Origin of the sequence: Arenibacter sp. ARW7G5Y1 (assembly GCF_003201775.1) — a bacterium.
Lineage (GTDB): Bacteria > Bacteroidota > Bacteroidia > Flavobacteriales > Flavobacteriaceae > Arenibacter.
Genome location: NZ_QJJZ01000010.1, coordinates 96,998 through 123,347 on the forward strand (window position 1 = coordinate 96,998; position 26,350 = coordinate 123,347).

The 26,350-nt window shown below is 40.6% G+C and carries 21 protein-coding genes; 11 read left to right on the forward strand and 10 right to left on the reverse strand.

The window, feature by feature from the left end; translation table 11 throughout:
* Nucleotides 1–505 precede the first annotated feature (505 nt).
* From C7972_RS15040 to C7972_RS15055, 3 genes are all read right to left on the reverse strand, one after another.
* Nucleotides 506–1,201 carry an NUDIX domain-containing protein gene (locus C7972_RS15040; protein WP_110357003.1) on the reverse strand — a complete coding sequence of 232 codons (696 nt, stop codon included), beginning with the start codon at nt 1,199–1,201 and terminating at the stop codon, nt 506–508.
* 447 nt (nt 1,202–1,648) lie between these two features.
* Nucleotides 1,649–2,551 carry a universal stress protein gene (locus tag C7972_RS15050; RefSeq protein ID WP_110357005.1) on the reverse strand — a complete coding sequence of 301 codons (903 nt, stop codon included), beginning with the start codon at nt 2,549–2,551 and terminating at the stop codon, nt 1,649–1,651.
* Nucleotides 2,552–2,818: 267 nt separating this feature from the next.
* Nucleotides 2,819–3,454 (reverse strand): Crp/Fnr family transcriptional regulator, encoded by a 636-nt coding sequence (locus tag C7972_RS15055; protein WP_110357006.1) that lies wholly within the window; start codon nt 3,452–3,454, stop codon nt 2,819–2,821.
* A gap of 173 nt (nt 3,455–3,627) precedes the next feature.
* Here C7972_RS15055 and C7972_RS15060 point away from each other — a divergent pair, with 173 nt between their 5' ends.
* Nucleotides 3,628–6,009, forward strand: a complete 2,382-nt coding sequence (locus C7972_RS15060; RefSeq protein WP_110357007.1) for a heavy metal translocating P-type ATPase metal-binding domain-containing protein — start codon at nt 3,628–3,630, stop codon at nt 6,007–6,009.
* A gap of 114 nt (nt 6,010–6,123) precedes the next feature.
* Here the strand turns inward: C7972_RS15060 and C7972_RS15065 are convergent, their stop codons facing one another.
* Nucleotides 6,124–8,733: a c-type cytochrome gene (locus C7972_RS15065; protein ID WP_110357077.1), complete on the reverse strand. Its 2,610-nt coding sequence runs from the start codon at nt 8,731–8,733 to the stop codon at nt 6,124–6,126.
* Nucleotides 8,734–9,157: 424 nt separating this feature from the next.
* Between C7972_RS15065 and ccoS the strand changes: the two genes are divergently transcribed.
* From ccoS to C7972_RS15105, 8 genes are all read left to right on the forward strand, one after another.
* Nucleotides 9,158–9,364: a cbb3-type cytochrome oxidase assembly protein CcoS gene (gene ccoS / locus C7972_RS15070; RefSeq protein WP_110357008.1), complete on the forward strand. Its 207-nt coding sequence runs from the start codon at nt 9,158–9,160 to the stop codon at nt 9,362–9,364.
* Nucleotides 9,365–9,366: 2 nt separating this feature from the next.
* The gene (gene ccoN / locus C7972_RS15075) at nt 9,367–11,568 is read left to right on the forward strand and encodes a cytochrome-c oxidase, cbb3-type subunit I (protein WP_110357009.1); all 2,202 of its coding nucleotides are present in this window, start codon (nt 9,367–9,369) and stop codon (nt 11,566–11,568) included.
* A gap of 3 nt (nt 11,569–11,571) precedes the next feature.
* Nucleotides 11,572–11,766 carry a CcoQ/FixQ family Cbb3-type cytochrome c oxidase assembly chaperone gene (locus C7972_RS15080; protein ID WP_110357010.1) on the forward strand — a complete coding sequence of 65 codons (195 nt, stop codon included), beginning with the start codon at nt 11,572–11,574 and terminating at the stop codon, nt 11,764–11,766.
* A complete protein-coding gene (locus C7972_RS15085; protein ID WP_110357011.1) occupies nt 11,763–12,641 on the forward strand; it encodes a cbb3-type cytochrome c oxidase N-terminal domain-containing protein in 879 nt (292 codons plus the stop codon). The genes C7972_RS15080 and C7972_RS15085 overlap by 4 nt, the downstream gene beginning before the upstream one ends.
* 69 nt (nt 12,642–12,710) lie before the next feature.
* Nucleotides 12,711–14,129, forward strand: coding sequence for a cytochrome c oxidase accessory protein CcoG (gene ccoG, locus C7972_RS15090; protein ID WP_110357012.1), 1,419 nt, complete (start codon nt 12,711–12,713; stop codon nt 14,127–14,129).
* A 79-nt stretch (nt 14,130–14,208) separates the two neighbouring features.
* Nucleotides 14,209–14,667, forward strand: a complete 459-nt coding sequence (locus tag C7972_RS15095) for a FixH family protein (RefSeq protein WP_110357078.1) — start codon at nt 14,209–14,211, stop codon at nt 14,665–14,667.
* A gap of 37 nt (nt 14,668–14,704) precedes the next feature.
* Nucleotides 14,705–15,406 (forward strand): sulfite exporter TauE/SafE family protein, encoded by a 702-nt coding sequence (locus tag C7972_RS15100; protein ID WP_110357013.1) that lies wholly within the window; start codon nt 14,705–14,707, stop codon nt 15,404–15,406.
* Nucleotides 15,407–15,550: 144 nt separating this feature from the next.
* Nucleotides 15,551–16,420, forward strand: coding sequence for a PIG-L deacetylase family protein (locus tag C7972_RS15105; protein ID WP_110357014.1), 870 nt, complete (start codon nt 15,551–15,553; stop codon nt 16,418–16,420).
* 28 nt (nt 16,421–16,448) lie between these two features.
* Here the strand turns inward: C7972_RS15105 and C7972_RS15110 are convergent, their stop codons facing one another.
* The 3 genes from C7972_RS15110 to hemN all read right to left on the reverse strand — a co-directional run bounded on the left by C7972_RS15110 (nt 16,449) and on the right by hemN (nt 19,898).
* A complete protein-coding gene (locus C7972_RS15110; RefSeq protein WP_110357015.1) occupies nt 16,449–17,516 on the reverse strand; it encodes an amidohydrolase family protein in 1,068 nt (355 codons plus the stop codon).
* Between the two features lie 145 nt (nt 17,517–17,661).
* The gene (locus C7972_RS15115) at nt 17,662–18,483 is read right to left on the reverse strand and encodes a universal stress protein (RefSeq protein ID WP_110357016.1); all 822 of its coding nucleotides are present in this window, start codon (nt 18,481–18,483) and stop codon (nt 17,662–17,664) included.
* Nucleotides 18,484–18,536: 53 nt separating this feature from the next.
* A complete protein-coding gene (gene hemN / locus C7972_RS15120) occupies nt 18,537–19,898 on the reverse strand; it encodes an oxygen-independent coproporphyrinogen III oxidase (protein ID WP_110357017.1) in 1,362 nt (453 codons plus the stop codon).
* 258 nt (nt 19,899–20,156) lie between these two features.
* On the opposite strand from hemN, the gene C7972_RS15125 reads away from it, so the two are divergent.
* Both C7972_RS15125 and C7972_RS15130 read left to right on the forward strand, forming a co-directional pair.
* Nucleotides 20,157–21,047, forward strand: a complete 891-nt coding sequence (locus tag C7972_RS15125; protein ID WP_258364874.1) for a sugar phosphate nucleotidyltransferase — start codon at nt 20,157–20,159, stop codon at nt 21,045–21,047.
* Between the two features lie 12 nt (nt 21,048–21,059).
* On the forward strand, nt 21,060–22,133 hold the full coding sequence (locus C7972_RS15130) for a phosphotransferase enzyme family protein (protein ID WP_110357019.1): 1,074 nt from the start codon (nt 21,060–21,062) through the stop codon (nt 22,131–22,133).
* A gap of 23 nt (nt 22,134–22,156) precedes the next feature.
* Here C7972_RS15130 and C7972_RS15135 read toward each other — a convergent pair whose 3' ends face one another.
* The 3 genes from C7972_RS15135 to C7972_RS15145 all read right to left on the reverse strand — a co-directional run bounded on the left by C7972_RS15135 (nt 22,157) and on the right by C7972_RS15145 (nt 26,112).
* A complete protein-coding gene (locus C7972_RS15135; RefSeq protein ID WP_110357020.1) occupies nt 22,157–23,173 on the reverse strand; it encodes a LacI family DNA-binding transcriptional regulator in 1,017 nt (338 codons plus the stop codon).
* 124 nt (nt 23,174–23,297) lie between these two features.
* Entirely contained in the window at nt 23,298–24,623 is a 1,326-nt protein-coding gene (gene xylA, locus C7972_RS15140) for a xylose isomerase (protein WP_110357021.1), read from the reverse strand.
* Between the two features lie 10 nt (nt 24,624–24,633).
* Nucleotides 24,634–26,112 carry a xylulokinase gene (locus C7972_RS15145; protein WP_110357079.1) on the reverse strand — a complete coding sequence of 493 codons (1,479 nt, stop codon included), beginning with the start codon at nt 26,110–26,112 and terminating at the stop codon, nt 24,634–24,636.
* Nucleotides 26,113–26,350: the final 238 nt, after the last annotated feature.

The following is a 26,350-nucleotide window of genomic DNA, read 5'->3' on the forward strand; positions in this document are numbered from 1 at the left end:
ATAAGGAGTATCTACAATATTGAAGTTCAATTATTAATGATACAATGGTTGGAATTTCATAGTTTTTTAATCCATATCCATTTCTGGAATTTACATGGAACAGAATTAGCGTAAATTGATGAATCAATCCCAAAAGTTGTGTGTAAATTACCAAAAGATATAATTTACTATCTCAAGTTTGTGTCCTGTTCATTTTATGCAATAAGGTATTCATGAACCTCCTGTGTAGGTTTTTTTGGACAAGCAAAGAAATGTATGATTCACGAAATCCAAGAAAAAACAATGATATTAAGGCAGTACAAACAAAAAAAGCCTCCCAAAATGGAAAGCCTTTCATCGGTGCTTGTCGGTCCAAATATACATCCGGACAAAATCGACAAATACAACCTTGCCTCAATTTGCATTGAGACACAACACAACTGGACAAAGATAGTAAAGGTTTTTAGATTTTCATTATTTGGGCAAGCTTATTTGGACAATCCCTTATTGTCATATTTCAGATTGGTTAAAGTATAAAATTAAAACCTGATTCTTCCAACCTTTTGTACTTGTCATAATCGAACCTGTACAAAAAGGCACCTTTTTTAGAGGTGGATTTATCCTTCTCTTCCAATTTAATAAGCAAATTGAAGGATAATAATTTCTTTCTAAAATTACGATCATCCAATTTGGTCTGATGAATGGCCTCATATAAAGATTGAAGCTGTGGTATGGTAAATTTTTCTGGGAGTAGTTCAAATCCAATGGGCCTATGGGCTGTTTTCTGTCTTAATCGCTCCAAGGCATCGGCAATCATAACGTTATGATCAAGTACCAATTGGGGAACATCATCCAGGGCGAACCATTTTGCGCCATGCAATTTAACTTGTTCCCTATCATAGTCCTTAATTCTGATCAGCGCATATTGGGCAATGGAAATACATCTTGCACCTGAATCCCTCTCTACATCGCTGTACACCTTTAGTTCCTCTAAAAAAATATTCTCCAAGCCGGTAAACTCCGAAAGCACACGGCGAGCAGCCTCTGGGACACTCTCTTCTTCATCCACAAAACTGCCGATTAAGGACCACTCTCCCTTCAAAGGGTCTATTCTTCTCCTAAAAACCAAAAGTTTTAATATGCCATCATCAAAACCAAAAACAATACAGTCTGTTGCCACGAGTATTTTAGGCTGGGCAATATAAGTTCGTTTATTCTCCAAAAGCCTTTATTTCATCTATAATGCACTAAAATATCAAAAAAACAATTCAAATCCTCAAAAGCCCCAATTTTAAACCCCTAAGCAAGATCGCAAAAGCTAAGAATTGAATATCCACGACCAAATCCAAGATATTATTTTTCATCCAAATACCACCCATTGCCCCAAACACAATTAGCAGTCATTTAACATGAAACCTCCTTAATTTTAAATAACTTTTAATAAAAAAAATGAAAAATACCGCTATGTTTTGGGTGGCAGTTACAACCCTGATTTTAATTACCACTGGTATAATGGCCACTATGAACCTCCCCTTTAATTGGGTCTTTTACATTTGTGTCCTAGGGCAAATTTTACTTGTATATATGGTATTTAGGGTTCTTACGGACAACTACGTCACCAACAGGACCTTTAGGGACCTGTATGAGGATCATCCTATGAAGAGTGAAATTAATTAGAAGTTGTTACTTCCTTATCCTGTTTGCTGCTTGGTGGAGTGCCCATACCCAATTCGGGTATTACCAATAAAGGTATTTGGGTGTGAAAGGCCAAACGTTTAATTACGGGTTCGCGCGTCATTTTTTCCATATAACTGTGCTGATAATTGAGCATGGCCAACAAGTGAATGTCCAATTCGTTTGCAAATACCTCCAGGGTTTGGGAAACCGAATTCAATTCTGAAACCGTATGCACATAATGCTCAACCTCACCAATGTACTTCCTTAACATATTGAGGTTGAATTGCTGGACTTCCGTAAGCGATTTAATCTCGTATTGTACATGTACGATCCTAATAGCTGCTTTAAAGGATTTTGCCATTTCCAACAACGGTCTCAGTTCGGAAGTTGTGTAAAACCTATTAAAATCTGTTGCAAAAGCTATTTCCGAGGGAGTCTTAAACTTAAAATGTTGGGGAATGGCCAGTACCGGACAGTTCTTTATGGATTTTATTATTCTAACGGTATTGCTCCCCATAAATACTTCCTCCAAACCGGATGCACCTTTTGTCCCCGTAATCACCAAACTAATTTTATGGGTTTCTATGATATTCTTTATTTCATCTACCAATAGACTAAAGGAAGAAATAGTAATAAACCTATGTTTTGGATTATGGTACTTTTCCTGGATCTTCGCCAAAAGTTGATCCAAACCTTTTTCGGAATTATTTTTAACCACATCCTCACACGCCCTGCCACTGCCACCTGTAGCCATAAACCGGCTATGGGCAATGGTAGGAGTATACGTATTTAAAATATAAAACTCGCACTCTTCATGCCTATAAAGCGAAATTGCATATTTGGTTGCATTCCAGGCATTGGGAGAAAAATCTGTAGGTAATAATATCTTTTTCAAACTATTTTATATTTTATAAAAACCCTCTTAGAGGTTAAGACCACTGCGTAAAATTATAGGAAGTGAAAAACCTGAACTATGACATTTATCAGCTTTTTGCATGGATCCACCACCACAAAAAAACTTGTGGGTTGTCCATGTAGCAAGGTTAGATGTAACTGTTTATACGCTATAAAATGAAGAAATAAGACTCATAAGTCCAAGTGAAATTTTGGGAACCCAACAATGCCAACTACAATAGGGTAAAAGGAAAGACAAACCTTGGCGTCAACATCCCTTTGCCACCTGCCCCAGGGCCTTTCTGTCCGCTATGGCAACTTTCTTTCCATTGGCATTTATCAGCCCCAGTTTTTTGAATTCTGAAATAATTCGGATGGCAGATTCTGTGGCCGTACCAACTACATTGGCTATATCTTCCCTGGACAATGTTAAGGCCAAATAGCCGTTCTTATCATTGCCGAAATTTTCCTCCAAATAAATAAAGGCCTCTGCTATCCTCTGCTTTACAGTTTTTTGGGACATATTAACTATAACATCATCTGCCTCCTTTAAGTCGTGTGCAATATGCCTCAAAACTTCCACGGCAAAATTGGGATTACTGTTTAATGTATCTACTATAGCATCCTTAGGAATAAAACAGACCTCCATATCATTAACTGCAATTGCACTTAAGTTGGCCACTTCTTCGGTAATCACGGAACGCTGACCCAAAACCGCACCTTTGGTTGCCAGTTTTACTATTTGATCTTTGCCGTTGGGACTTAATTTGGACAACTTGGAAACCCCATCCCTCACACAGTATACACCATTGAGCTTATCTCCTTCCCCAAAAATAATTTCCCCTTTTTTTAAAAATTTGGTAGTTTTAGTATCTGAAACCCTCTTCAATTCTTCCTTGTTCATTGCGCGCAAGGAATTGAATTGGCGAATAATACAATTTTCACATCTGCCCATATATTCACAATTACCTGATGTGACAAATTTAAAGGTTATATCTTGGGAAAAAACTGACAATTGTCATGTTTTGGGATGGCAATCGGGGCCATCTTTGCAACCAGGTATTAAGCAAATAATCTATGGATAAAGTAACTTGCTATCACTGTGGTGACGATTGCGGGAAAACTCCCATAAATCACGATGATAAAAACTTTTGTTGTGTTGGCTGCAAAACTGTCTATGAGATTTTTGCCAATAACGACCTATCCTACTATTACGACCTTCAGTCGGCAGCAGGTGCCTCTCCCTCGGAAATTGAAGGTAAGTACGACTTTCTGGAATCCACGGACATTATAGAAAAACTTATAGAGTTCAACGACCATGGTATCCAAATCATAAATTTATACATCCCTCATATACACTGTAGTTCCTGTATCTGGATATTGGAAAATCTAAATAAGCTAAACGCTGGTATCAATAGTTCGCAGGTAGACTTCCCTAAAAAGACCGTTAGGGTCACTTATAATTCTGACAGGATTTCCCTTAAGGAATTGGTGCTCCTAATATCTAGAATTGGATATGAACCCTACATTTCCTTGGATGACTATGACAAAAAGAAAAAAGGCATAAACCGTAGTTTATCCTATAAATTGGGCATTGCCGGTTTTGCTTTTGGAAATGTAATGTTTCTTTCCTTTCCAGAATATTTTGAGGTGGGGGAATTTTGGCTGGATCAATTTAAAGGGGTCTTTAGATGGCTAATGTTTGCCTTTTCCCTGCCAGTAGTTTTCTATGCTGCCCAAGATTATTTTATTTCGGCATACAAGGGATTGAGATCTGGGTTCCTAAATATAGATATCCCAATTGCATTGGGCATTTTGGTGCTGTTCCTTCGGAGTACCGCTGAAATTATTTTCGATTGGGGGTCGGGTTTTTTCGACAGCCTTACGGGCTTGGTCTTCTTTTTGCTTTTAGGTAAATTCTTTCAACAAAAAACGTATTCCTATCTATCTTTTGAACGGGATTACAAATCCTACTTTCCTATAGCCGTTACCAGAATAACAACTAACAATACCGAGGAGAACATACAGGTTTACGACATAACAAGTGGGGATAGACTCCTAATAAGAAGTGGGGAATTAATTCCGGTGGATGGTATTCTTATCAATGGGAATGCAAGAATAGATTACAGTTTTGTAACTGGCGAATCGGAACCAGTAGACAAAAAATCCGGCGATAAAGTTTATGCCGGCGGACGACAGTTGAGCAGCGCTATTGAAATTGAGACCTTAAAATCTGTTTCCCAGAGTTACCTAACTCAACTTTGGAGCAACGCTGTTTTCCAACAGGATAAATCGGGGAGCTTTCAAACCTTGACAGATAGTATAGGCAAAAGATTTACCATAGCCGTACTGACCATTGCTTTCGTCTCAGCTATCATATGGTTAATAATAGATCCTAGTAAAACAATAAATGTATTTACCGCTGTACTCATTATTGCCTGCCCTTGTGCCATTGCCTTGGCCGCTCCTTTTACCTTGGGCAATATGTTACGAATTTTTGGCCGCCACGGCTTTTACCTTAGGGACACCCAGACCATAGAACAACTGGCACAGATAGATACCGCCATTTTTGATAAAACAGGCACTATTACGACCGCCGAAAAGGGACATGTGTACTATGAGGGATTGGAATTGACCAGTGCGGAAGAGTCTCTTTTAAAAAACACCCTACGTTCTTCCAATCACCCATTAAGCAGAAAGCTTTACGATATGTTGGCAGAACAAAACATTGTGCCACTGGAAGAATATGAAGAATATCTGGGCCAGGGGATTAAAGGGTCAACAGTTACGGATAGCATTAAAATTGGTTCGGCGGCCTTTGTCGGCAATACCGAAACAGACAATACGGAAAACACCTCGGTACACTTTAGCACCAACGATCAATACAAGGGCTGTTTTGTTTTTCAGAACCAATATCGGGATGGGGTGGGGGAAACTTTCCATACAATGTCCAAAGATTTGGAATTGGCAATTCTTTCGGGCGACAACGCTGGCGAAAAATCCAATCTGACCAAATTATTGCCAAAAGGGACCCCTTTATATTTTAATCAAAAACCGGATAGCAAACTCCAATTTATAAAGTCGCTCCAAGATCAAAATAAAAAAGTTATGATGGTGGGTGACGGACTAAATGACGCCGGAGCCTTGGCACAAAGTAATGTAGGCATAGCCATTTCCGAAAATGTAAATGTTTTTTCCCCCGCCTGTGATGGTATTCTGGATGCCAAAAATTTCAAATCCCTTTACCAATATATTCTGGCTTCAAGAAAAGCCATTAAGATCATAAAACTTAGTTTCATGCTTTCCCTGATGTACAACCTAGTGGGATTGTACTTTGCGGTTACCGGACAATTGGAACCCGTAATTGCGGCCATTCTAATGCCATTAAGCTCTATCAGCATCGTTGTATTCACCACCGTGGCAACAAACCTTCTAGGTAGAAAACTAGTGTGGAAATAGCCATCCGGACCACAACTTTTGGGGTAGATCATAATTAATAATTACGCAAAAAGGGCAACTGATGCAAGACAGTTGCCCTTTTCCGATATAAGAACTAAGTTATTTTAACTTTCCTTATTTCTGTTGCTCCAAATACGCTACCAAAGAAGCCATTTCCTCATAACTAAGGGCATTCACCAAACCGGAAGGCATCATTGAGGTCTCCAACTCCTTTCTTTCGGCTATATCGGATTTTTTTAATTGGGTAGCTATACCTGCAATATTTCTTATGGTCAGGTCAGTGGCAGATTCCTGGGTTACAAAGCCCACATAATTATCGCCTCCCTTGGTCTGTATCTGTACCGTTGAAAATCCTTGGGAAATGGAGGCATTAGGTTTCAAAATAGACTCAGCAATCTGCTCCCGGTTCATAATGGAACCTATTTGCCCCATAAATGGACCTTTCATTACTTCTCCAGAAGATACACTGTGACAGGTAAAACATGCCTGATTCTTAAAAATCTCCTTGCCTTTTTCCGGATTTCCCTTAATCTTTTTCAAGGCGATCATAATATCTTCAATAGAAGCTTCCCCAATCTGCCCTTTTTTGTTTTTAATCTTTTCCAGATCCACGGCCGGCATATCTTCCTTGGGAGCTGTTAATTCCACTGTACCAAAATCATCTATCGACAACCTATACTTACTGTTCAGCGCTGCATATAATTCCTTTCCTTCTTCTGGAGCTTTTTCCCATTCTCCCTTTAAAAACGAACGTATCACCGGAGTGTATTCCCATTCTACCGTTTTATAATAAGGGCCATGGGTGTCCGGACGGGTACTCCACCACCAGGAAGTATCATAAGGCGCCTCTTTGTGGTAAATACGCGCCAAGGTATTAATGATTTTATTCTTAAAATCTACATCGTCCGTATTTTCATAGGCCTTTATCAGTCCATCAACAGCCTTGGGGTTATGCATATATCGCATTGCCCAAAGGGCCATATCCCTTTGATCGGTATCCAAGGCACTTACACAGGCGTCCACAGCATCTAATTTAACCAATGCCTTGACCGCTAAATGTGGAACAACAATTTCCGCATTTGGCCTGGCATGAGGACCTTCCTTCCCTATTTCTGGAGCAATAAATGAATTTGGCACTGGAATCTCCAATAAATCATTGGCAACTTCCTTTTTCCCCAATCTGCCCAAACCAACAATGGCAGCTGCCTTTACCCGGTCGGAATCGGACTTCAGGGCATTTACAAATGGCTCCGTAGGCACTTTTTCTATGGTCCCCAAACGGTCCGATAAGGCCCTTAGTGCAAACTCCTGAACTTGTGGATCTTCTGTCAGCGACACCAAGCGATCTACTCCCTTGTCCCCCGACAATTGGGCGAAAGTGAATATAGCTGCGGCGCGTACTTCCAAAGACAATGTATTGTCTTCTGCCAATTGCCATACCTTATCGGCCCCTTTTCCTCTTTTGATCAATTCATATTGGGCACTTAGACGTGTCTTGGCATTACCTGCCTTTAATAAATCTACCAAACTACTGGTCCAGTAAAAATCCTCTAAATTAGGGAATGGTTCATAGTTATAATCTTCGGGCACCACCCTCACAACATAGCCTTTATCCGGACTTCCTGAATATCCTGCACCATCCCAAGCCGAAAGATACATGGCTCCTGCAGCATCTACATCCACGTCGGTTATTTGTGGCAGTTGGATAAACTCTTCTTCATCCTGAATAAAACTGGCCTTATTTTCGGTAAGCCTATGAAAGTACAGGTAGCTTCTACCCCAATCGGCCATCATGGGAACATTGTTGTATTTTTCTGGCCAACGGCTGTCGTTCATATAAAGTGATCCTGTTCCGGATCCACCACCAACATCCACCAGGGCAGGAAGGATCTCTTCGGTAAAATGTTTGAACAACACAGGATAACCATATTCCCCTGTTTGTATCTGATGTATAAATCTAATATTCCATCCCCCTCCATCATTGGTATTCCCTCTGGTGTAAATATTCATGAAAGGGTCAATGGCCACGTCGTAAATATTTCTCAGTCCATGGGTGTACACTTCCATTTCGGTTCCATCCGGCCTTACTCGCAAAACACCTCCGCCCAACATGGTCAATTGTGTTCCATCACGATCTGTGGCGTTGTGAAAACCAAAGTCGCCCACAGCAATATATATCCATCCATCTATACCCATCTGAATCCCGTTGGTTGCATGATCGGTTCCTCTCTCTGCTAGGTATTTGGAATTGCTCAAATTCTTTATTAAAACCTTGGCGGGACCATCGGCCACTCCATCCTTGTCCACATCTTCAAATACCACCAAGTCCATATTAAAAGCCTTTCCTGTTTCGGGGGAAAAAGTGGTATGCAGTACAAATACCTCATCCCCTATGGCCAAAATACCCCGAGGATTATCCACTTGGGCAAATTCGGTGTACGAATCCATAATGCCATCATGGTTGCAATCAACCAAACGCTTTATAAACCCTTTGTTCTTTTCCTTCCCCAGGGAGCCCATCATATCTACCCCCACATAGACCTCCCCTGTAGCTGCAACGGCCATACAGGCAGGGCTTGGGGTTAGTTCAGGGCCGGAGAAGCCAGTTATTTTTAAATCCTTTGGCCAATTTAAAACCTGTGCCAAAGAATCCGACGAGGGATAAGTAATCACCTCGGTACTTGGATTACATGGGGCCTCCCCGTGTTTACAACTTAAAACCATCAAACTTAAAATTAAAATAAAGCCTGCCTTTTTAAACATATTGTATTTAGTTAAAATTTATAATTAATACCCTAGATTGAAAATATCGGGTATGGGTTGCAAAATTTTCAATGGAGCTGGGCAAAACTAAAAATCTTTCACATAATTCCTTGAATTAAATGAATTATTTGGATTAAAAACACCATAATTATGATTACCCCCATTCCAGACCACATACCCAACCCCTATACAATCACTATAACAACCTTTAAAATTTTATAGATTACAATTAAAGTATCACAATAAAATATTGCATATTTGAAAAAAGGGAGTGAGATAAATAAGCGCCAGGGGAGAAGAACTTTCAATATTTTATTAAAAGCTGACAAATGTCATATTATACCACACTCCCCATGTTTAGTTTTACGCCCAAATTCAGGTAGGTATGAGTGTAATTTATTTATTGCTGTCATTGAGTATTATTGTAGCCGTCATTTTTTTTGCGGCTTTTATTATTGCCACCAAGAATGGTCAATATGATGATTCCTATACCCCATCCGTTCGCATGCTTTTTGAAGATGAACTCGTAAAAAGCACTACTGCGGACACCAAAAAAATATCTAACCAAAAAAGTGAAAGTCAAAAATTGTGATTATGGAAGTACAACAGTTTTATTACGATAATAAAATCGTAAAAAAATTCCTTTATGCTACTATGTTTTGGGGAATTGTAGGAATGTCGGTAGGCTTATTGCTTGCCTTTATGTTTCTTTTTCCAAATTTAACCGATGGAATATCCTGGTTGAGTTTTGGCCGATTAAGGCCCTTGCACACCAACGCGGTTATATTTGCCTTTGTGGGAAATGCCATTTTTGCGGGTGTTTATTATTCTACCCAACGGTTGTTAAAGGCGAGGATGTTCAGCGATGCCCTAAGTAATTTTAATTTTTGGGGGTGGCAGGCCATCATAGTGGCGGCTGCAATCACCTTACCCTTGGGATACACCTCTTCCAAAGAATATGCCGAATTGGAATGGCCTATAGATTTGGCCATTGCAGTGGTATGGGTAGCCTTTGGCTGGAACCTTATCGGGACCATGCTAAAAAGAAGACAACGCCATTTATACGTGGCCATTTGGTTTTATCTGGCAACATTTGTAACCGTAGCAGTACTACATATCTTCAATAGTCTTGCCCTTCCCGTTAGTGCCTTAAAAAGTTATTCGGTTTATGCAGGAGTGCAGGATGCCTTGGTTCAATGGTGGTATGGACACAATGCCGTTGCCTTCTTCCTTACCACACCTTTCCTAGGTTTAATGTACTACTTTGTGCCGAAAGCGGCCAATAGGCCTATATACTCCTATCGATTATCCATTGTACACTTCTGGTCCTTGATATTCATCTATATCTGGGCCGGACCGCACCATTTATTATATTCTACTTTACCGGAATGGGCCCAAAATTTAGGGGTAGCCTTCTCCATAATGTTGATTGCCCCATCCTGGGGAGGTATGATCAATGGACTTTTAACTTTGCGTGGAGCATGGGACAAGGTAAGGACAGACCCGGTTTTGAAATTTATGGTAGTAGCTATAACCGGTTACGGTATGGCCACTTTTGAAGGCCCAATGCTTTCCCTGAAAAATGTAAATGCCATAGCACATTTTAGCGATTGGATTATTGCACACGTACACGTTGGAGCCTTGGCATGGAACGGATTCCTGACTTTTGGGATGATCTACTGGTTGGTTCCAAAAATGTTCAAAACAAGGTTGCACTCACTTCCCATGGCCAATTTCCATTTCTGGATAGGGACATTAGGAATCATACTCTATGCACTTCCCATGTATGTTGCCGGTTTTACCCAAGCATTAATGTGGAAAGAATTTAACCCTGATGGAACCTTGGCTTATGGTAACTTTTTGGAGACTGTAAATGAAATTATTCCCATGTACTGGATGAGGGCCATTGGTGGCACCATGTATATTATTGGGGCAATTGTCATGATATACAACGTAGTTGTAACCATTAAACACGGTACAAAGGTAAAGGATGAATTGGCAGAAGCGGCCGCATTGACCAACGTATCCAAGAAAAGAACCGCTGGAGAAACTTTCCACACTTGGTTGGAGCGTAAACCCATTCAATTGACAATTTTGGCCACCATTGCCATTCTAATAGGGGGAATAATCCAAATTGTCCCCACTATTTTGGTAAAATCGAATATTCCAACCATTAGCAGTGTTAAACCCTATACACCTTTGGAATTGGAAGGTAGGGATTTATATATCAGGGAAGGCTGTGTTGGCTGTCATTCCCAAATGGTAAGGCCATTCCGAAGTGAGGTAGAGCGTTATGGCGAATACTCCAAGGCAGGGGAATATGTATATGACCATCCTTTCCTTTGGGGAAGTAAGCGTACCGGGCCCGATCTTTTAAGGGTAGGCGGCAAATATTCGGACAACTGGCATTTAAACCATATGTACGACCCTCAAAGTACTTCTTCCGGATCTATCATGCCATCTTATTCATGGTTGGTGCGCAATAGGCACGACAGAAGTAATATCCAAACAAAAATGGAGACCATGGTTACCCTAGGGGTTCCATATACCGAGGAGGAGATTGCCAATGCCGAACAAGCTATGGATGAGCAAGCAAGCAAAATAGAAAAAAACCTATACTCCGATCCGGATTTCGCCAAAGGATATGAAGAGGACAAAAAATATGCTGCCGAAAATGGAGAGGAATTCATAGAAATGAAGGATAGGGAAATTGTAGCTATGATAGCCTATCTGCAACGTCTGGGAACAGATATAAAAATAAAGGAAACGGACGAAATAATTTCACAAAACAAATAAGTTATGCTAAAATTTGTAAAAGGTTATATGGAGAGTATAGATGGCGTTGCCACCTATCCCATGATATCACTGCTAATCTTCTTTTTGTTTTTCACCATTCTTTTCTGGTGGGTATTTTCTGCCTCTAAGGAACATATCAAGGAAGTTAGCGAAATACCATTAGAAACAGAAAACCAACCTAAAGAAGAATCGTTATGAGAAATATGTCACCTTGGTGGATAAGAGTCCCCCTAATCTTTTTCCTAATCTTCGGATTGATGGAGTATTTTATTGACTCCGGGGACAAACCAGCATTTATTGAATATCCTATCACCCTGTTTTTTATGTTGATGGTGTTGTTCCTCTTGATCGGAATTGAACTGATTCTAAAATCCGTGGAGAACGTAATGTTCCAAACCCTATCCCCCGATGCACAAAAGCGATATTTGGAAGCTAAATCGGAGCAATGGGAGTGGAAATGGGGCAAAGCCTTTTGGAAAAAAATTACTGGAAACAAAGCTGTTGAAGAAGAAAAGGAGATTATCCTGGACCACAATTACGACGGAATCCGTGAATTGGACAACAATCTTCCGCCCTGGTGGGTGTACATGTTCTATGGCACCATTATTTTTGCCGTGGTTTATTTAGCGCGTTTTCACGTTTTTAATGACTACACCCAGGACATGGAATACGAACAGGAAGTAGCCGAAGCCCAAATAGCCATTGAAGCGTATAAAAAAACTGCAAAAGGTTTAGTCGATGCCAACACAGTGGAACTATTGACCGAAGCCTCCGATATTAAGGCAGGCGGGGCAATATACAGTGCCAATTGTGTAGCTTGCCATATGCCGGACGGCGGTGGCGGTATTGGGCCAAATCTTACCGACGAATACTGGATTTTGGGAGGTGGCATAAAAAACGTTTTCCATACCATTTCAGAAGGTGGAAGGGACGGAAAGGGAATGATAGCTTGGAAGCAGACCCTAAAGCCAGTCGAAATAGCTCAGGTAGCCAGCTATATTCTCAGCGAAATAAATGGCAAGGCCCCTGCCAACCCAAAGGCAGCGGAGGGAGAAATTTGGACAGGGGAGTAAATTCCTAAAATTCAATATGGAGCACAAATTAAGGCATACACATAATTCCAAAAAAAGCATTACATAGAAATGGCACAGGACCAGGACAATTTTAGGGATTCCATAGGAACTATAAATGAAGATGGGAAAAGGGCTTGGATATTTCCGAAAAAGCCTAGTGGCAAGTTTTATGAATATCGCAAATATGTGAGTTATGTACTTTTGGCCTTTCTCTTTCTAGCTCCCTTTGTAAAAGTAAACGGCAACCAGTTCCTAATGTTCAATGTGCTGGAAAGGCGTTTTAATATTTTTGGATTCCCTTTTTGGCCGCAGGATTTTCATCTTTTTGTAATTTCAATGATTATCGGGGTAATATTCATAGCCCTATTTACAGTTGCTTTTGGACGAATTTTTTGTGGCTGGATGTGTCCCCAAACCATCTTTATGGAAATGGTATTCAGAAGGATCGAATTTTGGATCGATGGTGATCGTGGTGCCCAAATACGTCTTAGCAAACAGCCTTGGAACGCGGAGAAGATTAGGAAACGTGGCCTGAAACTAATTGTCTTTTTCTTTATTTCCTTTTTGATAGCCAATGTATTCCTAGCTTATCTAATAGGAAGTGACCGATTGATAGAATATATCACCGATGGCCCTTTACAACATGTAAGTACCTTGGTATCGCTTCTAATTTTTACAGCGGTATTCTATTTTGTATTTGCCTGGTTTAGGGAACAAGTATGTATAATAGCCTGCCCCTATGGAAGGATGCAAGGCGTACTTCTGGACAATAAATCCATTGTGGTGGCCTATGACCATAAGCGGGGGGAAGCTGAAAACGGCAGGAAAAAGTTTAGAAAAGGAGAGGACAGGCAAGCCCTGGGACATGGCGACTGCATTGATTGTTTCCAATGTGTAAATGTCTGCCCTACCGGTATAGACATAAGAAATGGGACCCAACTGGAATGCGTCAATTGTACCGCTTGTATTGATGAATGCGACACCATAATGGAAAAGGTAAACCTTCCCAAAGGACTTATCCGCTATGCCAGTGAAGACAATATTGAGAAAAAGTCCAAGTTCAAATTTACGCCCAGATTAAAAGGGTACACTGCGGTACTAGTGATACTTACTGGAATTTTGATCGGAATGCTGTTTTTGCGAAATGAAGTGGAGGCAAATATATTAAGACTACCAGGACAACTTTACGAGCACAAGGAAAACAATATCATTAGCAACGTTTATACTTATAAATTGGTCAACAAAACCACCAAGGACATACCTAACGTAAGCTTTAAGTTAATCTCCCACAAAGGGACCATCAATCTGGTTAGGCATGAACTATTTACAGTACCGGCTCAAGGATTGGCGGAAGGCACCCTTTTTGTGGAAATAAATAATTCGGCTTTGGAGGGCGACAAGAACAAATTAAGTATTGGTGTCTATAGCGGGGATAAATTAATTGAAACGGCTACGGCCAGATTTTTAGCTCCAAGAAGCTATAAATAAAATAAAAAGGATAGGTTAAATACCTGAAAAGCGAATAGATTTTCCATTCCAATGGAAAGTGAAACTAAAGGAAGAAGCTATGAAAATTAATTGGGGAACCGGTATTGTACTAGCCTTTATAGGGTTTATAAGTTTTATATTATTTTTTGTAGTTCGAATGAGCATGGACAATAAGGCCAATCACGATTTGGTGACTGAGAATTACTACAAGGCGGAATTGGGCTATCAAAATGAAATTGATGCAGAAAACAATGCCCGTATCAAAGAAGTAGACCTTAGTTTGGAATCTACCGATAAGGGTATAAAACTCATCTTCCCAAACAACTTGAATATAGAGAACATCAAAGGCACAGTGTCCCTGTACAGGCCATCTAACAAGCACTTGGATTTTGACTTACCTTTAAGTTTATCCGAAGACTATTTGCTCATACCTGACAACCGTTTGTTGGATGGTCGCTGGGACATTAAAGTATTTTGGGAATATAAGGGGGAAGCTTTTTTATTCAAGGAAAAAATAACCTATCGCCAAAGCAAATAAAAAGTATTAACACCACAAAGGTCAATACCTTTAAACTATGTTGCTATCTGCCGTAATTTTGGGATTAATGGGAAGCTTTCACTGCGTGGGAATGTGCGGTCCCATAGCCTTTATGTTACCGGTAGACCACCATAAACCCGCCAAAAAATTAATACAGGTTTTTCTCTACCACATGGGGAGACTTACATCCTATGGCATTCTTGGGCTGATTTTTGGGTTTTTGGGCAAAGGGCTATATGTCTTCGGCCTACAGCAAAAGCTTTCCATAATCATTGGAATCCTAATGATCGTCATCATCCTCATTCCTCACAAGACATTTGGCAAATACAATTTCTCCCAACCCATTTATTCCTTTTTGACCAAAATAAAAAGCCGGCTTGGAAAGGAACTACAAAAAAAGAGTCCGGACACCTTTATCACCATTGGCTTCTTGAACGGATTACTGCCCTGTGGATTGGTTTATATGGCTCTATTTGGCAGCATTGCCACTGCCAACCCCTGGCTTGGCGCATTGTTCATGGTTTTATTTGGTGTGGGGACCATACCCTTAATGACCACTGCCGTTTACTTTGGCAGTTTGTTAAAAGGCCCAGCTAAAAAATCGGTTCAACGACTAATCCCTGTATTCGTAATCCTAGTAGGGCTGCTATTCATAATAAGGGGATTGGGACTCGGAATTCCCTATATTTCTCCAGAACCCATTACGGAGGTAGTTAGCAGTAATCTGGAATGCCAATAAAAGCCCCATCCACCAACCTCACTTCCGATTTGTAGTACTTGTAAAAATAACGTATTTTTCTAGTGCACAGGAATCCCTGTTCATGTACATTAGGGATTAAAGTGAACAATGGCCAACTAGCAACCAGACCTTAAACAACTACCAATGAAAAAAGTTATACTTCTCTGTTATCTTATTTTAAATGCAACCTTATTATTTTCCCAAGGGGAAAAGGTCAACATAATAGTCTTTGGAGCCCATCCAGACGATTGTGACATTGACACGGGTGGCACCGCCATTTTACTCGCAAAAATGGGCCACAATGTAAAGTTTGTATCCTTGACCAACGGTGATGCCGGACATTATGCCATGGGAGGCGGTGAGCTTGCCAAGGTTAGGATTGCGGAGGCCGAGGAAGCGGGCAAAAGATTTGGGGTTACCTATACTGTCCTGGACAACCACGATGGGGAGTTGATGCCAACTTTGGAAAATCGGCTTAAGGTGATACGTGAAATTAGAAAATGGAAGGCCGACGTGGTCATTGCCCCCAGACCCAATGATTATCATCCAGACCACAGGTATACGGGAGTTTTGGTACAGGATGCCGCCTATATGGTTATAGTTCCCAATGTAGCCCCTGAAGTACCCCCGCTCCAAAAAAATCCGGTTTTTCTTTATTCGGAAGATAGTTTTCAAAAACCCAGCCCATTCGAACCCGACATTGCAGTAATCATCGATTCTGTTTTTGATCAAAAAGTGTATGCCATGTCCGCACATAAATCCCAATTCTTTGAATGGCTTCCATGGACTTCAGGTAATTTGGAGAAAGTGCCAAAGGACGATCAGGGCAGATTGGAAATGTTGGCCAATTGGAGGTCTCAGCCTCCCAAGGAAGCCCTATTGAAATGTGCTGCAAAATGGTACGGAACCAAAGCTTCCAGTGCCAATCATATAGAGGGTTTTGAAATATGCGAGTATGGCAAACAACCCACCGATGATGAGATTAGGACCCTTTTCCCAATGCTTAAAAAATAGGACGGAATGTTATTATTCCGGTGTTTGACTACTCCAGTATCTTTTTGGCGTTATCGCTGTATATTTTCTTCAACACCTCATCACTAAGGCCCAGCCCGTTAAACGACCAATGATAGGAGGAAATATTCCTGTCATAAAAATGCTCATCCTCACTTTCCAGAATGCGAAATGTTAATTGATACATATTGGGATCGGTACCCATATCGGTACCATAGACCAATTTATCCTGATACTTTTCATAAAAACGTTTTGTATAACGGGGAACGGCCGCCGTTTCCGCATATCTGGCAGAAATGTCCGCGTACATATTATCATAGGTCCCCAAAAGCCTCCCTATGATATCCAAATCATAACTACAGTTGGCAAAGTGACAGGCTATAAAAGTGGTTTTTGGATTTTCCCTAACTGCATTTTCCAAAGCAGTAATTAGTTCCCCATGGGTCAACATCCCCTCCTTTTTGGTATCTATTCGCCATTTGTAGGCGTTCATCAACCCGTCATTATGGACATCCATGGGCTCATACATCCACATGGGGTCCGCAACATGGATACTCACTGGCATGCCCAGTTCCCCACATTTCTCCCAGAGGGGCCTCATCCTTAGATCATCCGCATGCATTCCTTTTGCCGGTGTAGGCTTGGAGTAAAAAAAACCAACACCCTTATCTCCCAATTCACCAACCCCTCTTGCTCCTTTCTCAAAACATCTTTCCAACTCCTTTACGGCACGCTTGCTCCAGCCTTTTTCTTCATAACCTGTAAAATCAAAGCCGCACCAAAGTTCAAAACGATCCCCATATTTGGAATAAAGATCAACAATACTGTCAAAAGACTTCCCCGTCCGATAGGTAAGAACAATAGATTTCACAATTCCTGCCCGGTCCATTGTCTTTACCCATTCACCTATTTCTTGTTCCGATTTGGGATAAGGATGTGAATGAAAATCCACCACGGGAAATTTAGCTTTGGAGATGGTGGTCTTAGGGGTGTTATAAATGGATATTGGTTCGTAATCCTTTAAAAGCATATCTTCTTGTGCTTTAACCAAAGTAGTACTAAAAGCAGCGAATAAAAAAATGATGTGGTAAATTTTCATATCGAGGTTTAAGGCAATTGGGCCGTGATGGTTATCCCAAGTATGTCAAATATAATAATTTATGCTTTAGTTATTACCGGCAGGTCAACCAATCCTTGACACTTGGAATAATCGCCTTGGTCGTGTTCCTTGCCCTCATGATTCCCTAAATTTTAAAGGTGATAACGGGAATTTTTGAATGGTTGGTCACATCTTCCCCGATACTTCCCATCAAAAAGTGCGTCAATCCTTTTCTACCATGTGTGGGCAATCCTATTAAGTCGGCGTTCCTACTTTCGCCAAATGCCAATATTCCCCTCTCTACGCTATAGTCATTATAAATCTCTACTTCCAAACTGGCTTTGGCCAAATACAGGAATTTATTAATTTTTTTAAAGGCATCCTTGGTGCTCAGGAAATTATCGCCTGGTGTATTGACATATACCAAAATCAATTCAGCAGCAAGCTTATCCGCCAATTTCTTGGCCCGTTGAAAGGCCTCCAGGTTTTCCTTCTCAAAGTCACAGGCAAAAACAAATCTCTTTACCTCAAAGCCCTCTATATAATCCTTGATGACCAAAACAGGAATATTGGAATTTCTTACCATTTTCTCAGCGTTGGAACCTACAAAAATCTCTTTGATTCCGTCAGTCCCTTGAGATCCCATTATAATTAGATCTGCCTGATGTTTTTCTGCTACGGCATTCACTTCGCTGTACACTTTATGATGTTTTACTATAGGCGTAATCTTGATTCCCTGCAGATATGGCTTTTCCAAAAATGTTTCAAATCTTTTTTCCGCCAACCTTATTAAAAATAAGGCTTGCTCATAGTGCGCTTGCTCATTGGCAGAAATAAGGGCCTCCGACAATTCCAGCATATGCAGGACAAAAATTTCAGATCCATATTTTGTAGCAATGGAAGCGGCCGTTTTAAGGGCATTTTCAGATTGTTCTGAAAAATCGACGGGTACAATAATTTTTTTCATAGGTTTATTTTTACTGATTTTATTATCAAAGGGTTAAAAAATAGCCCGCACAACTAAATGGTCATCGAAAACAATCTAGTTTCCGGTGCTTTGCGATGCAGGAACAAATCAAATGCCATACAGACATTGCGTACAAAAGGCCTTCCTTTTTCGGTAACATAAATACCATTTGAAACCATTTCGACCAAGCCATCATGGGCCATTTCCTTGAGCTTATCCATGGCCTCATCCAATTCGTTAAACCTTTCCTTTTGCTTCTCCCAGCTAGTATTAAATTTACACATTAAATTTAAGATATGCCTACGAAGAACCCTGTCCTCTTCGGATAAAATGTGTCCTCTATAAATAGGTATGATCTTACTTTCCACTAGGTGGTGATACTCTTCCAGACTTTTTACATTTTGTGCAAAACTATCCCAACTATCACCTATACTGGAGATACCCAAACCAACCATAACCCTGGTCTTAGAGGCCGTATAACCCATAAAATTCCTATGTAAGCTTCCATGCTCCATTGCTTTAAAAAGCGAATCCGTCCTCAATGAAAAATGATCCATTCCTATTTCTTCATAACCTACCTCGGCCAACAATGTCTTCCCCATCCCATATTGCTCCCGCTTCTCCTCCGCAGTTGGCAAATCGGAATCCTTATACCCCCTTTGCCCATTACCCTTTAACCAAGGAACATGTGCATAACTATAAAAAGCCAATCGATCTGGCATCAATTCCTTGGTTTTTAGAATAGTTTCGGCAACATCATCCTTCGTTTGGAAGGGCAGGCCAAAAATTATATCATGCCCAACGGAAGTATATCCTATTTCCCTGGCCCATTGGGTAACCTTTTTTACGTTTTCGAAAGGTTGTAGCCTGTGAATGGCGAGCTGAACCTTCTTATTATAATCCTGAACCCCATAACTAACCCTTCTAAATCCTACATCGTAAAGTGCTTTTAGGTGTTCTTGGGTAGTATTGTTCGGATGTCCTTCAAAACTAAATTCATAATCATCCGCACGGCTGGCAGTGGTAAAAATACCATTGATAAGACGCGTTAAATTTTCCGGGGAGAAAAAAGTGGGCGTACCCCCCCCGAGATGAAGCTCTTTTATCCTTGGTTTCGTTTCGAATAAATCACAATAAAGCTTCCACTCCTTCAAGACATCACTTATATATGGGTTTTCAACTTCATGCCGTTTGGTAATTCTTTTATGACATCCGCAAAAAGTACAGAGACTCTCACAAAAAGGCAAATGTATATATAGGCTTATGCCTTCCTCTCCGTTACTTTCATTAAAATTTTTAATTAACGTATTCCGCCATTGATGGCCAGAGAAAGTGTCCAAATCCCAATACGGAACAGTAGGGTAACTGGTGTATCTGGGACCAGGGATATTGTATTTTTGTACTAGGTTGGTCATAAGCTATGTTCTTTACAATAGCTACAAAAATACTATTACACCGCCTGTAAAAATATGACACTTATCAGGTTTCACTTTCATCCCTAAAACAAGTACCAAGGTTCCCCAAATAATTATTCTTCTAAAGAATTTGAAGTCGGCCGTAATTTAAATAATCGTTAAAAACTGCAAATTGGAAACTAATTTTTTAAATAATCCGTTCTAGAAGCCCCTTTATGATAAAAACTATATTTTTGTAAACTTAAAAAATAACCAATTATGACATTACTTTTAATGGCGGCCGGTAGTGGCAGCCGATATGGCAAACTAAAACAATTTGATGATTTGGGACCAAAAGACGAATTCCTAATGGAATTTAGTATTTATGATGCCTTAAAAAATGGTTTTGACCACATCGTTGCCATTACAAAAAAGGAAAATGTAGATTTTTTAAAGGAGCATTTATCCAGTAGATTGCCAAAGAATATTAAACTGGATGTTTTGGCCCAAGAAGTAAACGATCTTCCCGAAGGAGTAACCTTTACCGGTGAAAGGGCTAAGCCATGGGGAACTGCACATGCCGTATGGACTGCAAGAAATGTTATTGACAGGCCGTTCGCCATAATTAATGCGGATGACTATTATGGTAAAAATGCATTTGAAAGCGCTGCCGACTTTATCAAAAACAATGGCAACAAAGAGACATTTGGTCTTATAGCCTATATATTAAAAAATACCTTATCCGAACACGGTTCCGTATCCAGGGGTGTATGCAAATCCGAGGGAGGAAAACTAACTTCCATACAAGAACATACTAAAATAGAAGCTCAGGAAAATGGAATTATCGATACGGATTCTGGCACCAAATTTACCGGGGAAGAATTGGTCAGTATGAATTTTTGGGTTTGTCAACCTTCCATATTTCCATTTATTACGGATTACCTCAAGGACTTTATCGGAAATAAGGAGAACCATGCCAAAGGGGAAATATATCTTCCGTTCGCGATCAAGGAAATGATTGCAAAGAATTTGATAGATGTAGATGTAATTCCTTCCGCAAGTCAATGGTTCGGGGTTACCTACGCCAGCGACAAGGATGTTGCCGTTTCCGAATTACAGCGCATGACAGACGAAAATGGGTATACTTCTCCACTTTGGGACAACGTTTAGAAAAGCTTATCCATGATTGCAACTAAAAATGCGGAGCTCAACGAGCTATTGAAAAACTTTTCTGTAGATAGGAAGGCCTATGGATTCCAAGGAATAAACCAGGGGTATATCAATGACACCTATTTGGTCCTGGACAACGATTACCCCTTGTATATTCTACAAAGGGTAAACCACAATGTCTTTAAGGACGTACATGGCCTCATGGGCAATATTGCCAATGCTTTTCAACATTTAAAGGACCAAAATTATACGCCCATTGAACTTTTAAAAACGCAATCGGGCAATTCCTATTTTAAGGATGAAGAAACAGGATACTGGAGGTTGATGACCTATCTCAACAACACTACCGCCTATGACAATGCCACGGATACAGGCATTGCTTTCGAGGCCGGTAGGGTGGTCGGGAAATTCCATCAACTTCTGGCAGAGGCCCCCTTGGGAAATTTTGTGGATACCATCCCACAGTTCCATAATCTTACCTTAAGGGAAAGTCAGTTTGAAGAAGCCGTTCTATCCGCGAAAACAGAAAAATTGGAAACTGCCAAAGCGGCCATAGCCTTCGCCAAGCAAACATTGGAAAAGCTGAAAATCTTGGACAATTCCAAGTTGCCGTTAAGGGTTTGCCACAATGACACCAAATTAAACAATATCCTTTTCTCGAAGGAAAACAACAAGGCCCTTTGCCTTATAGACCTGGACACCATTATGAAAGGGTATTTTTATTTTGATTTTGGAGATGCCATAAGGACCGTTGCAAATACCGCTGCCGAAGACGAACAGGATCACAGTAAGATTACTTTTGAAAGGCCTTTCTTTGAAGCTTTCATAAAAGGTCTGGAAAGTAACGGCCCCTTTTTACATAAGGAAGAAATAGACCTACTGCCTTGGGGAGCTGTATTTATGCCCTTCATTCACGGCTTAAGGGCCCTCACAGACTATTTGAACAACAATATCTATTACAAGGTATCTTACGAGAACCAAAATTTGGACCGCTGTCTTAGCCTGTTTTATTTCACGAATAAGGCAATTGAAGAAATTGGGTATATGACCCAAATAGTAAAGAATGGGCTAACACCCCAAGTTTAGTTTTATTGGGTATCTCCCATAGGTTAAACCCTCTTGGTGGAATCCCTAACAATTAGGCTGGTTTTAATTACCTTGGTGGTACAATCCAAATATTCCTTGCTCTCCATCCTTTCGATCAGGACCTTGGCTGCCGTTTCCCCAATATAAGTACCGTGCTGACTTACAGCTGTAAGAGCCGGACTTACGTAGCGTGATAGTTTCCCATTGGTAAACCCTATAACGGAAATGTCTTCCGGCACCCTATACCCCCTCGCCTTGATCAATTTCAAGACCTCTACCGCTGTAATTTCATCCAAAGCCATTATACTATCAATAGACTTGTAATTCAACAAAAAAGTCAAGAGAACTTCCATATCATCCTCCTTGCCCACCCTTAATATTAATTTGTCATCAAAGGGGATACCTGCCTCTGCCAATGCCTTCTTATAGCCTTCCACCCGCAATCTACCTACGCTTGAATGATCAATAGCGGTAACCAGGGCAACTGTTGTACAACCTAAATTTAAAAAATATTTAGTGGTTTTATAGCCCGCCTCAAAATCATCGACTATCACCTTATCACATGAAATTTCATCCGAAACCCTATCGAACATTACCAAAGGAATTTGCTCGTCCAGGATATTTTGAAAATGTTCAAGTTTGTTCCTAAACTGTGTCTCTTCAGCCATGGACACTATTAATCCATCAACCGTACCCCCTCCTAGAAATTCAAGAGTCGCCACCTCCTTTTCATATGATTCATCGCTTATACAGCTAAGTAAAATATAGCCGTGTTCGTTGGCTACTTTTTCAATTCCTGAAAATACCTGGGTAAAAAAATAATTGAGGATATTGGGCACAACGACCCCGATGGTCTTGGTCTTCCGCTGTAATAAACTCAGGGCCACTTTGTTTGGCCTGTATTTATTATCCTTGGCAAACTGCTGTATTTTAGCTTTCAGTCCATCACTGATCTCATGACTATCATTGATAGCCTTGGAAACCGTTGAAATAGAAACACCAAAATATTGGGCAATCTCCTTTAGGGTTATTTTTTTCATAGAATCATCTTATCCCGAATTTCGGTAAAATAACTCCCTTTACAATATTTTTAAAAGATTTTTTGCAAAAATCTTTGGATTAGCCCAAGTTGATTACCCAATTTCTTTGTTCTATTTATATTTGTTAAATGTATTGATTTATGATGTTCTCGAACAGCTCCTGCTTCCCGCTCTGCAACTTCAACTCCCCATTTTCCTGGGCTATTTTGTAAAGGGCTTCCAGATTCAATTTACCATTCTCAAAGTCCTTCCCTTTCCCTGAATCGAAGGAGCTATATCTTTCCTCTAGCATTTTTCCATAGGCAGAGGAAGAAATAATCCTATCCGCGGTAATCAAAGCACGGGCGAAGGTGTCGGCCCCTCCGATATGGGCATGGAAAACATCATCCAAATCAGTGGAATTCCTTCTTATTTTGGCATCAAAGTTTACACCACCACCTTGCAGTCCACCAGCTTTAAGGAATACCAACATTGCCTCGGTAGTTTCCTGTATATTGTTTGGGAACTGATCGGTATCCCACCCATTTTGGTAATCCCCCCTATTGGCATCTATACTTCCCAACATTCCGGCTTTGGCCGCTACTGCCAATTCGTGTTGAAAAGTATGTTGGGCCAAGGTAGCATGATTTACCTCTATGTTTATTTTAAAATCTTTCTCCAATCCGTATTCACGCAGGAACCCTATAGCAGTTGCTGTGTCAAAGTCGTATTGATGCTTGGAAGGTTCCATAGGTTTGGGTTCTATAAAAAAGGTTCCCTTAAAACCTTGGGCCCTTGCATAATCCCTTGCCATCCCCAAGAATTGCGCCATATGATCCAACTCACGTCCCATATCGGTATTTAAAAGGGACATATAACCTTCCCTTCCGCCCCAGAAAACATAATTCTCGCCACCAAGGGCAATAGTTGCATCCAAGGCCAGTTTAATCTGTCCCCCTGCCCTGGCCACTACATTAAAATCAGGGTTGGTAGCCGCACCGTTCATATAACGGGGATTGGAGAAACAATTGGCGGTTCCCCACAATAATTTAATTCCAGAATTTGCTTTTTTCTCCTTCAGGTAATCGGTTATTATAGATAATCGTTTCTCTGATTCGGCAAAAGTGGCTCCTTCCTGTATAAGATCGAAATCATGGAAACAGAAATAATCGAATCCCATTTTACTGATAAACTCAAAAGCTGCATCCGCCTTGTCCTTTGCCGCCTGTACTGGATCGGAGGACTGGTCCCATGCAAAATTCTGGGTTCCTGGGCCGAACGGATCCGCTCCCTGCCCACAGAAGGTATGCCAATAGGCTATGGCAAACTTAAAATGCTCCCGCATGGTTTTCCCAGCAACCACTTGTTCTGGATTGTAATATTTGAAAGCCAAAGGATTATCAGATTCCTTCCCCTCAAATTTAATGTCCCCAATTCCCTTAAAGTATTCTTTGTTTCCAATTATTGCCATCTCTATTTTGTTATTTAATGATTAGTTCCAATTCTTTTTTCCAATTTTCATAGGCCAATTGATAAGCACTTTTATCGCTCAAAGGCTTAAAGGTGCTTACATGGTCGTTATTGGTGATATAGGTTCCAAATTTTTCAAAACCTCCTTCATTGATACCGGCGGCCCTTGCTGCGCCAATGGCCCCAGTGGTATTGTAAATCTCAATGTCCTGCGACACCAAGGTGGATATAGTATTTGAAAAAATGTCCGATCTAAACAGATTATCGTTCCCGGCACGCATTACTCCAATGTTTATGCCGTCGGACTTCAGGATTTCCATCCCATAGACAAAGGAAAAGGCTATCCCTTCCAAAGCTGCCCTACAAACATGTGCCTTGGTGTGATTATTCAGGTTGATGTTGACCAGCCTGGTTCCAATATCCATATTGTTAAGCATACGCTCTGCCCCATTTCCAAACGGAATTAGACATACCCCGTCCGAACCTACAGGAATACCCGAAGCCAGGGAATTCATTTCCTCATAGGAGTCCACATCCAGATTATTCAAAAGCCAGCGATATTGAATTCCGGCACCATTGATATTCAGCAACTTTCCTACTCTTGGCGTCTGTTTGCTATAATTAACATGGGCAAAATTGTTAACCCTGGTACTTTCCTTACCCGATAAACTATCCGTAACCGCATAGACCACCCCAGAGGTACCTCCCGTAGCAGCGACTTCTCCGGGATTAAAAACATTAAGAGCCAAGGCATTATTGGGCTGGTCACCCGCCCTATATAGTATTGGTGTACCAATTGCCAAGCCACTTTCTCGGGCCCCTTTGGCATCTACTTTGGACTGAAGTCCAAAAGTATCCACAATATCCGGAATAAAAGACTTGGGAATACCATAATGCCCTAGGAGCAGGTCTGCTACCGCATCTTCCTTGAAATCCCAAAGGATACCCTCTGACAACCCGGAAATAGTGGTATTTAAAACATTGGAAAAACGAAAGGCTATATAGTCTCCTGGCAGCATTAATTTATCGGCGGCCCGGTAAAGTTCCGGTTCGTTTTCCTTTACCCATTTCAATTTGGAAGCTGTAAAGTTTGCAGGGGAATTCAATAAATGGGCCTTGCAAATGTCCTCCCCAATGTCGTCATAAGCCTTCCTTCCTATTTCCACTGCACGACTATCGCACCAAATAATGGATTTCCTTACCGGCTCGCCCTGTTTATCCACCAATACCAGTCCGTGCATCTGATAGGCAATGCCCACTCCCTCTATTTGATTTTCCGCTACACTGTACTTTTGCTTAATTTTCTTTATGCCCCTACATACGTATCCCCACCATTCCTTGGGATCTTGTTCTGCCCAACCATTTTTCAAGGCCAGCATTTCCATTTCCGTTTCCGGTTCCTGAACAACCCCAACACTTTTCCCTGTGGCCACTTCCACCAAAGCCACCTTAATTGAAGAACTTCCAATATCCAATCCCAAATAATACATATGCCTTAAATTTTTATGGGATAAATTCCCAATATGAAAATTCTCGAAGAACCAATCAAATATATTAAAATCTATATCACGATAAGCATTTTGGGGTATAGGGCATAAAAAAATACAAGCAAAGTAAGTATCCAATAGCAAATCAAAATAAACATAAGCATCTGAAAATTAAATAAATACATGCTTTTGGTATATTTACGAAACTTTTCGAAAACGCTTTCGTAGAATTAGGCACCTA

Coding starts and splice junctions, on each gene's coding strand:
- C7972_RS15055 (WP_110357006.1), bottom strand. CDS start 3,454: ATGAACAAGGAAGAATTGAAGAGGGTTTCAGATACTAAAACTACCAAA.
- C7972_RS15060 (WP_110357007.1), top strand. CDS start 3,628: ATGGATAAAGTAACTTGCTATCACTGTGGTGACGATTGCGGGAAAACT.
- C7972_RS15065 (WP_110357077.1), bottom strand. CDS start 8,733: ATGGTTTTAAGTTGTAAACACGGGGAGGCCCCATGTAATCCAAGTACC.
- ccoS (WP_110357008.1), top strand. CDS start 9,158: ATGAGTGTAATTTATTTATTGCTGTCATTGAGTATTATTGTAGCCGTC.
- ccoN (WP_110357009.1), top strand. CDS start 9,367: ATGGAAGTACAACAGTTTTATTACGATAATAAAATCGTAAAAAAATTC.
- C7972_RS15080 (WP_110357010.1), top strand. CDS start 11,572: ATGCTAAAATTTGTAAAAGGTTATATGGAGAGTATAGATGGCGTTGCC.
- C7972_RS15085 (WP_110357011.1), top strand. CDS start 11,763: ATGAGAAATATGTCACCTTGGTGGATAAGAGTCCCCCTAATCTTTTTC.
- ccoG (WP_110357012.1), top strand. CDS start 12,711: ATGGCACAGGACCAGGACAATTTTAGGGATTCCATAGGAACTATAAAT.
- C7972_RS15095 (WP_110357078.1), top strand. CDS start 14,209: ATGAAAATTAATTGGGGAACCGGTATTGTACTAGCCTTTATAGGGTTT.
- C7972_RS15100 (WP_110357013.1), top strand. CDS start 14,705: ATGTTGCTATCTGCCGTAATTTTGGGATTAATGGGAAGCTTTCACTGC.
- C7972_RS15105 (WP_110357014.1), top strand. CDS start 15,551: ATGAAAAAAGTTATACTTCTCTGTTATCTTATTTTAAATGCAACCTTA.
- C7972_RS15110 (WP_110357015.1), bottom strand. CDS start 17,516: ATGAAAATTTACCACATCATTTTTTTATTCGCTGCTTTTAGTACTACT.
- C7972_RS15115 (WP_110357016.1), bottom strand. CDS start 18,483: ATGAAAAAAATTATTGTACCCGTCGATTTTTCAGAACAATCTGAAAAT.
- hemN (WP_110357017.1), bottom strand. CDS start 19,898: ATGACCAACCTAGTACAAAAATACAATATCCCTGGTCCCAGATACACC.
- C7972_RS15125 (WP_258364874.1), top strand. CDS start 20,157: ATGACATTACTTTTAATGGCGGCCGGTAGTGGCAGCCGATATGGCAAA.
- C7972_RS15130 (WP_110357019.1), top strand. CDS start 21,060: ATGATTGCAACTAAAAATGCGGAGCTCAACGAGCTATTGAAAAACTTT.
- C7972_RS15135 (WP_110357020.1), bottom strand. CDS start 23,173: ATGAAAAAAATAACCCTAAAGGAGATTGCCCAATATTTTGGTGTTTCT.
- xylA (WP_110357021.1), bottom strand. CDS start 24,623: ATGGCAATAATTGGAAACAAAGAATACTTTAAGGGAATTGGGGACATT.
- C7972_RS15145 (WP_110357079.1), bottom strand. CDS start 26,112: ATGTATTATTTGGGATTGGATATTGGAAGTTCTTCAATTAAGGTGGCT.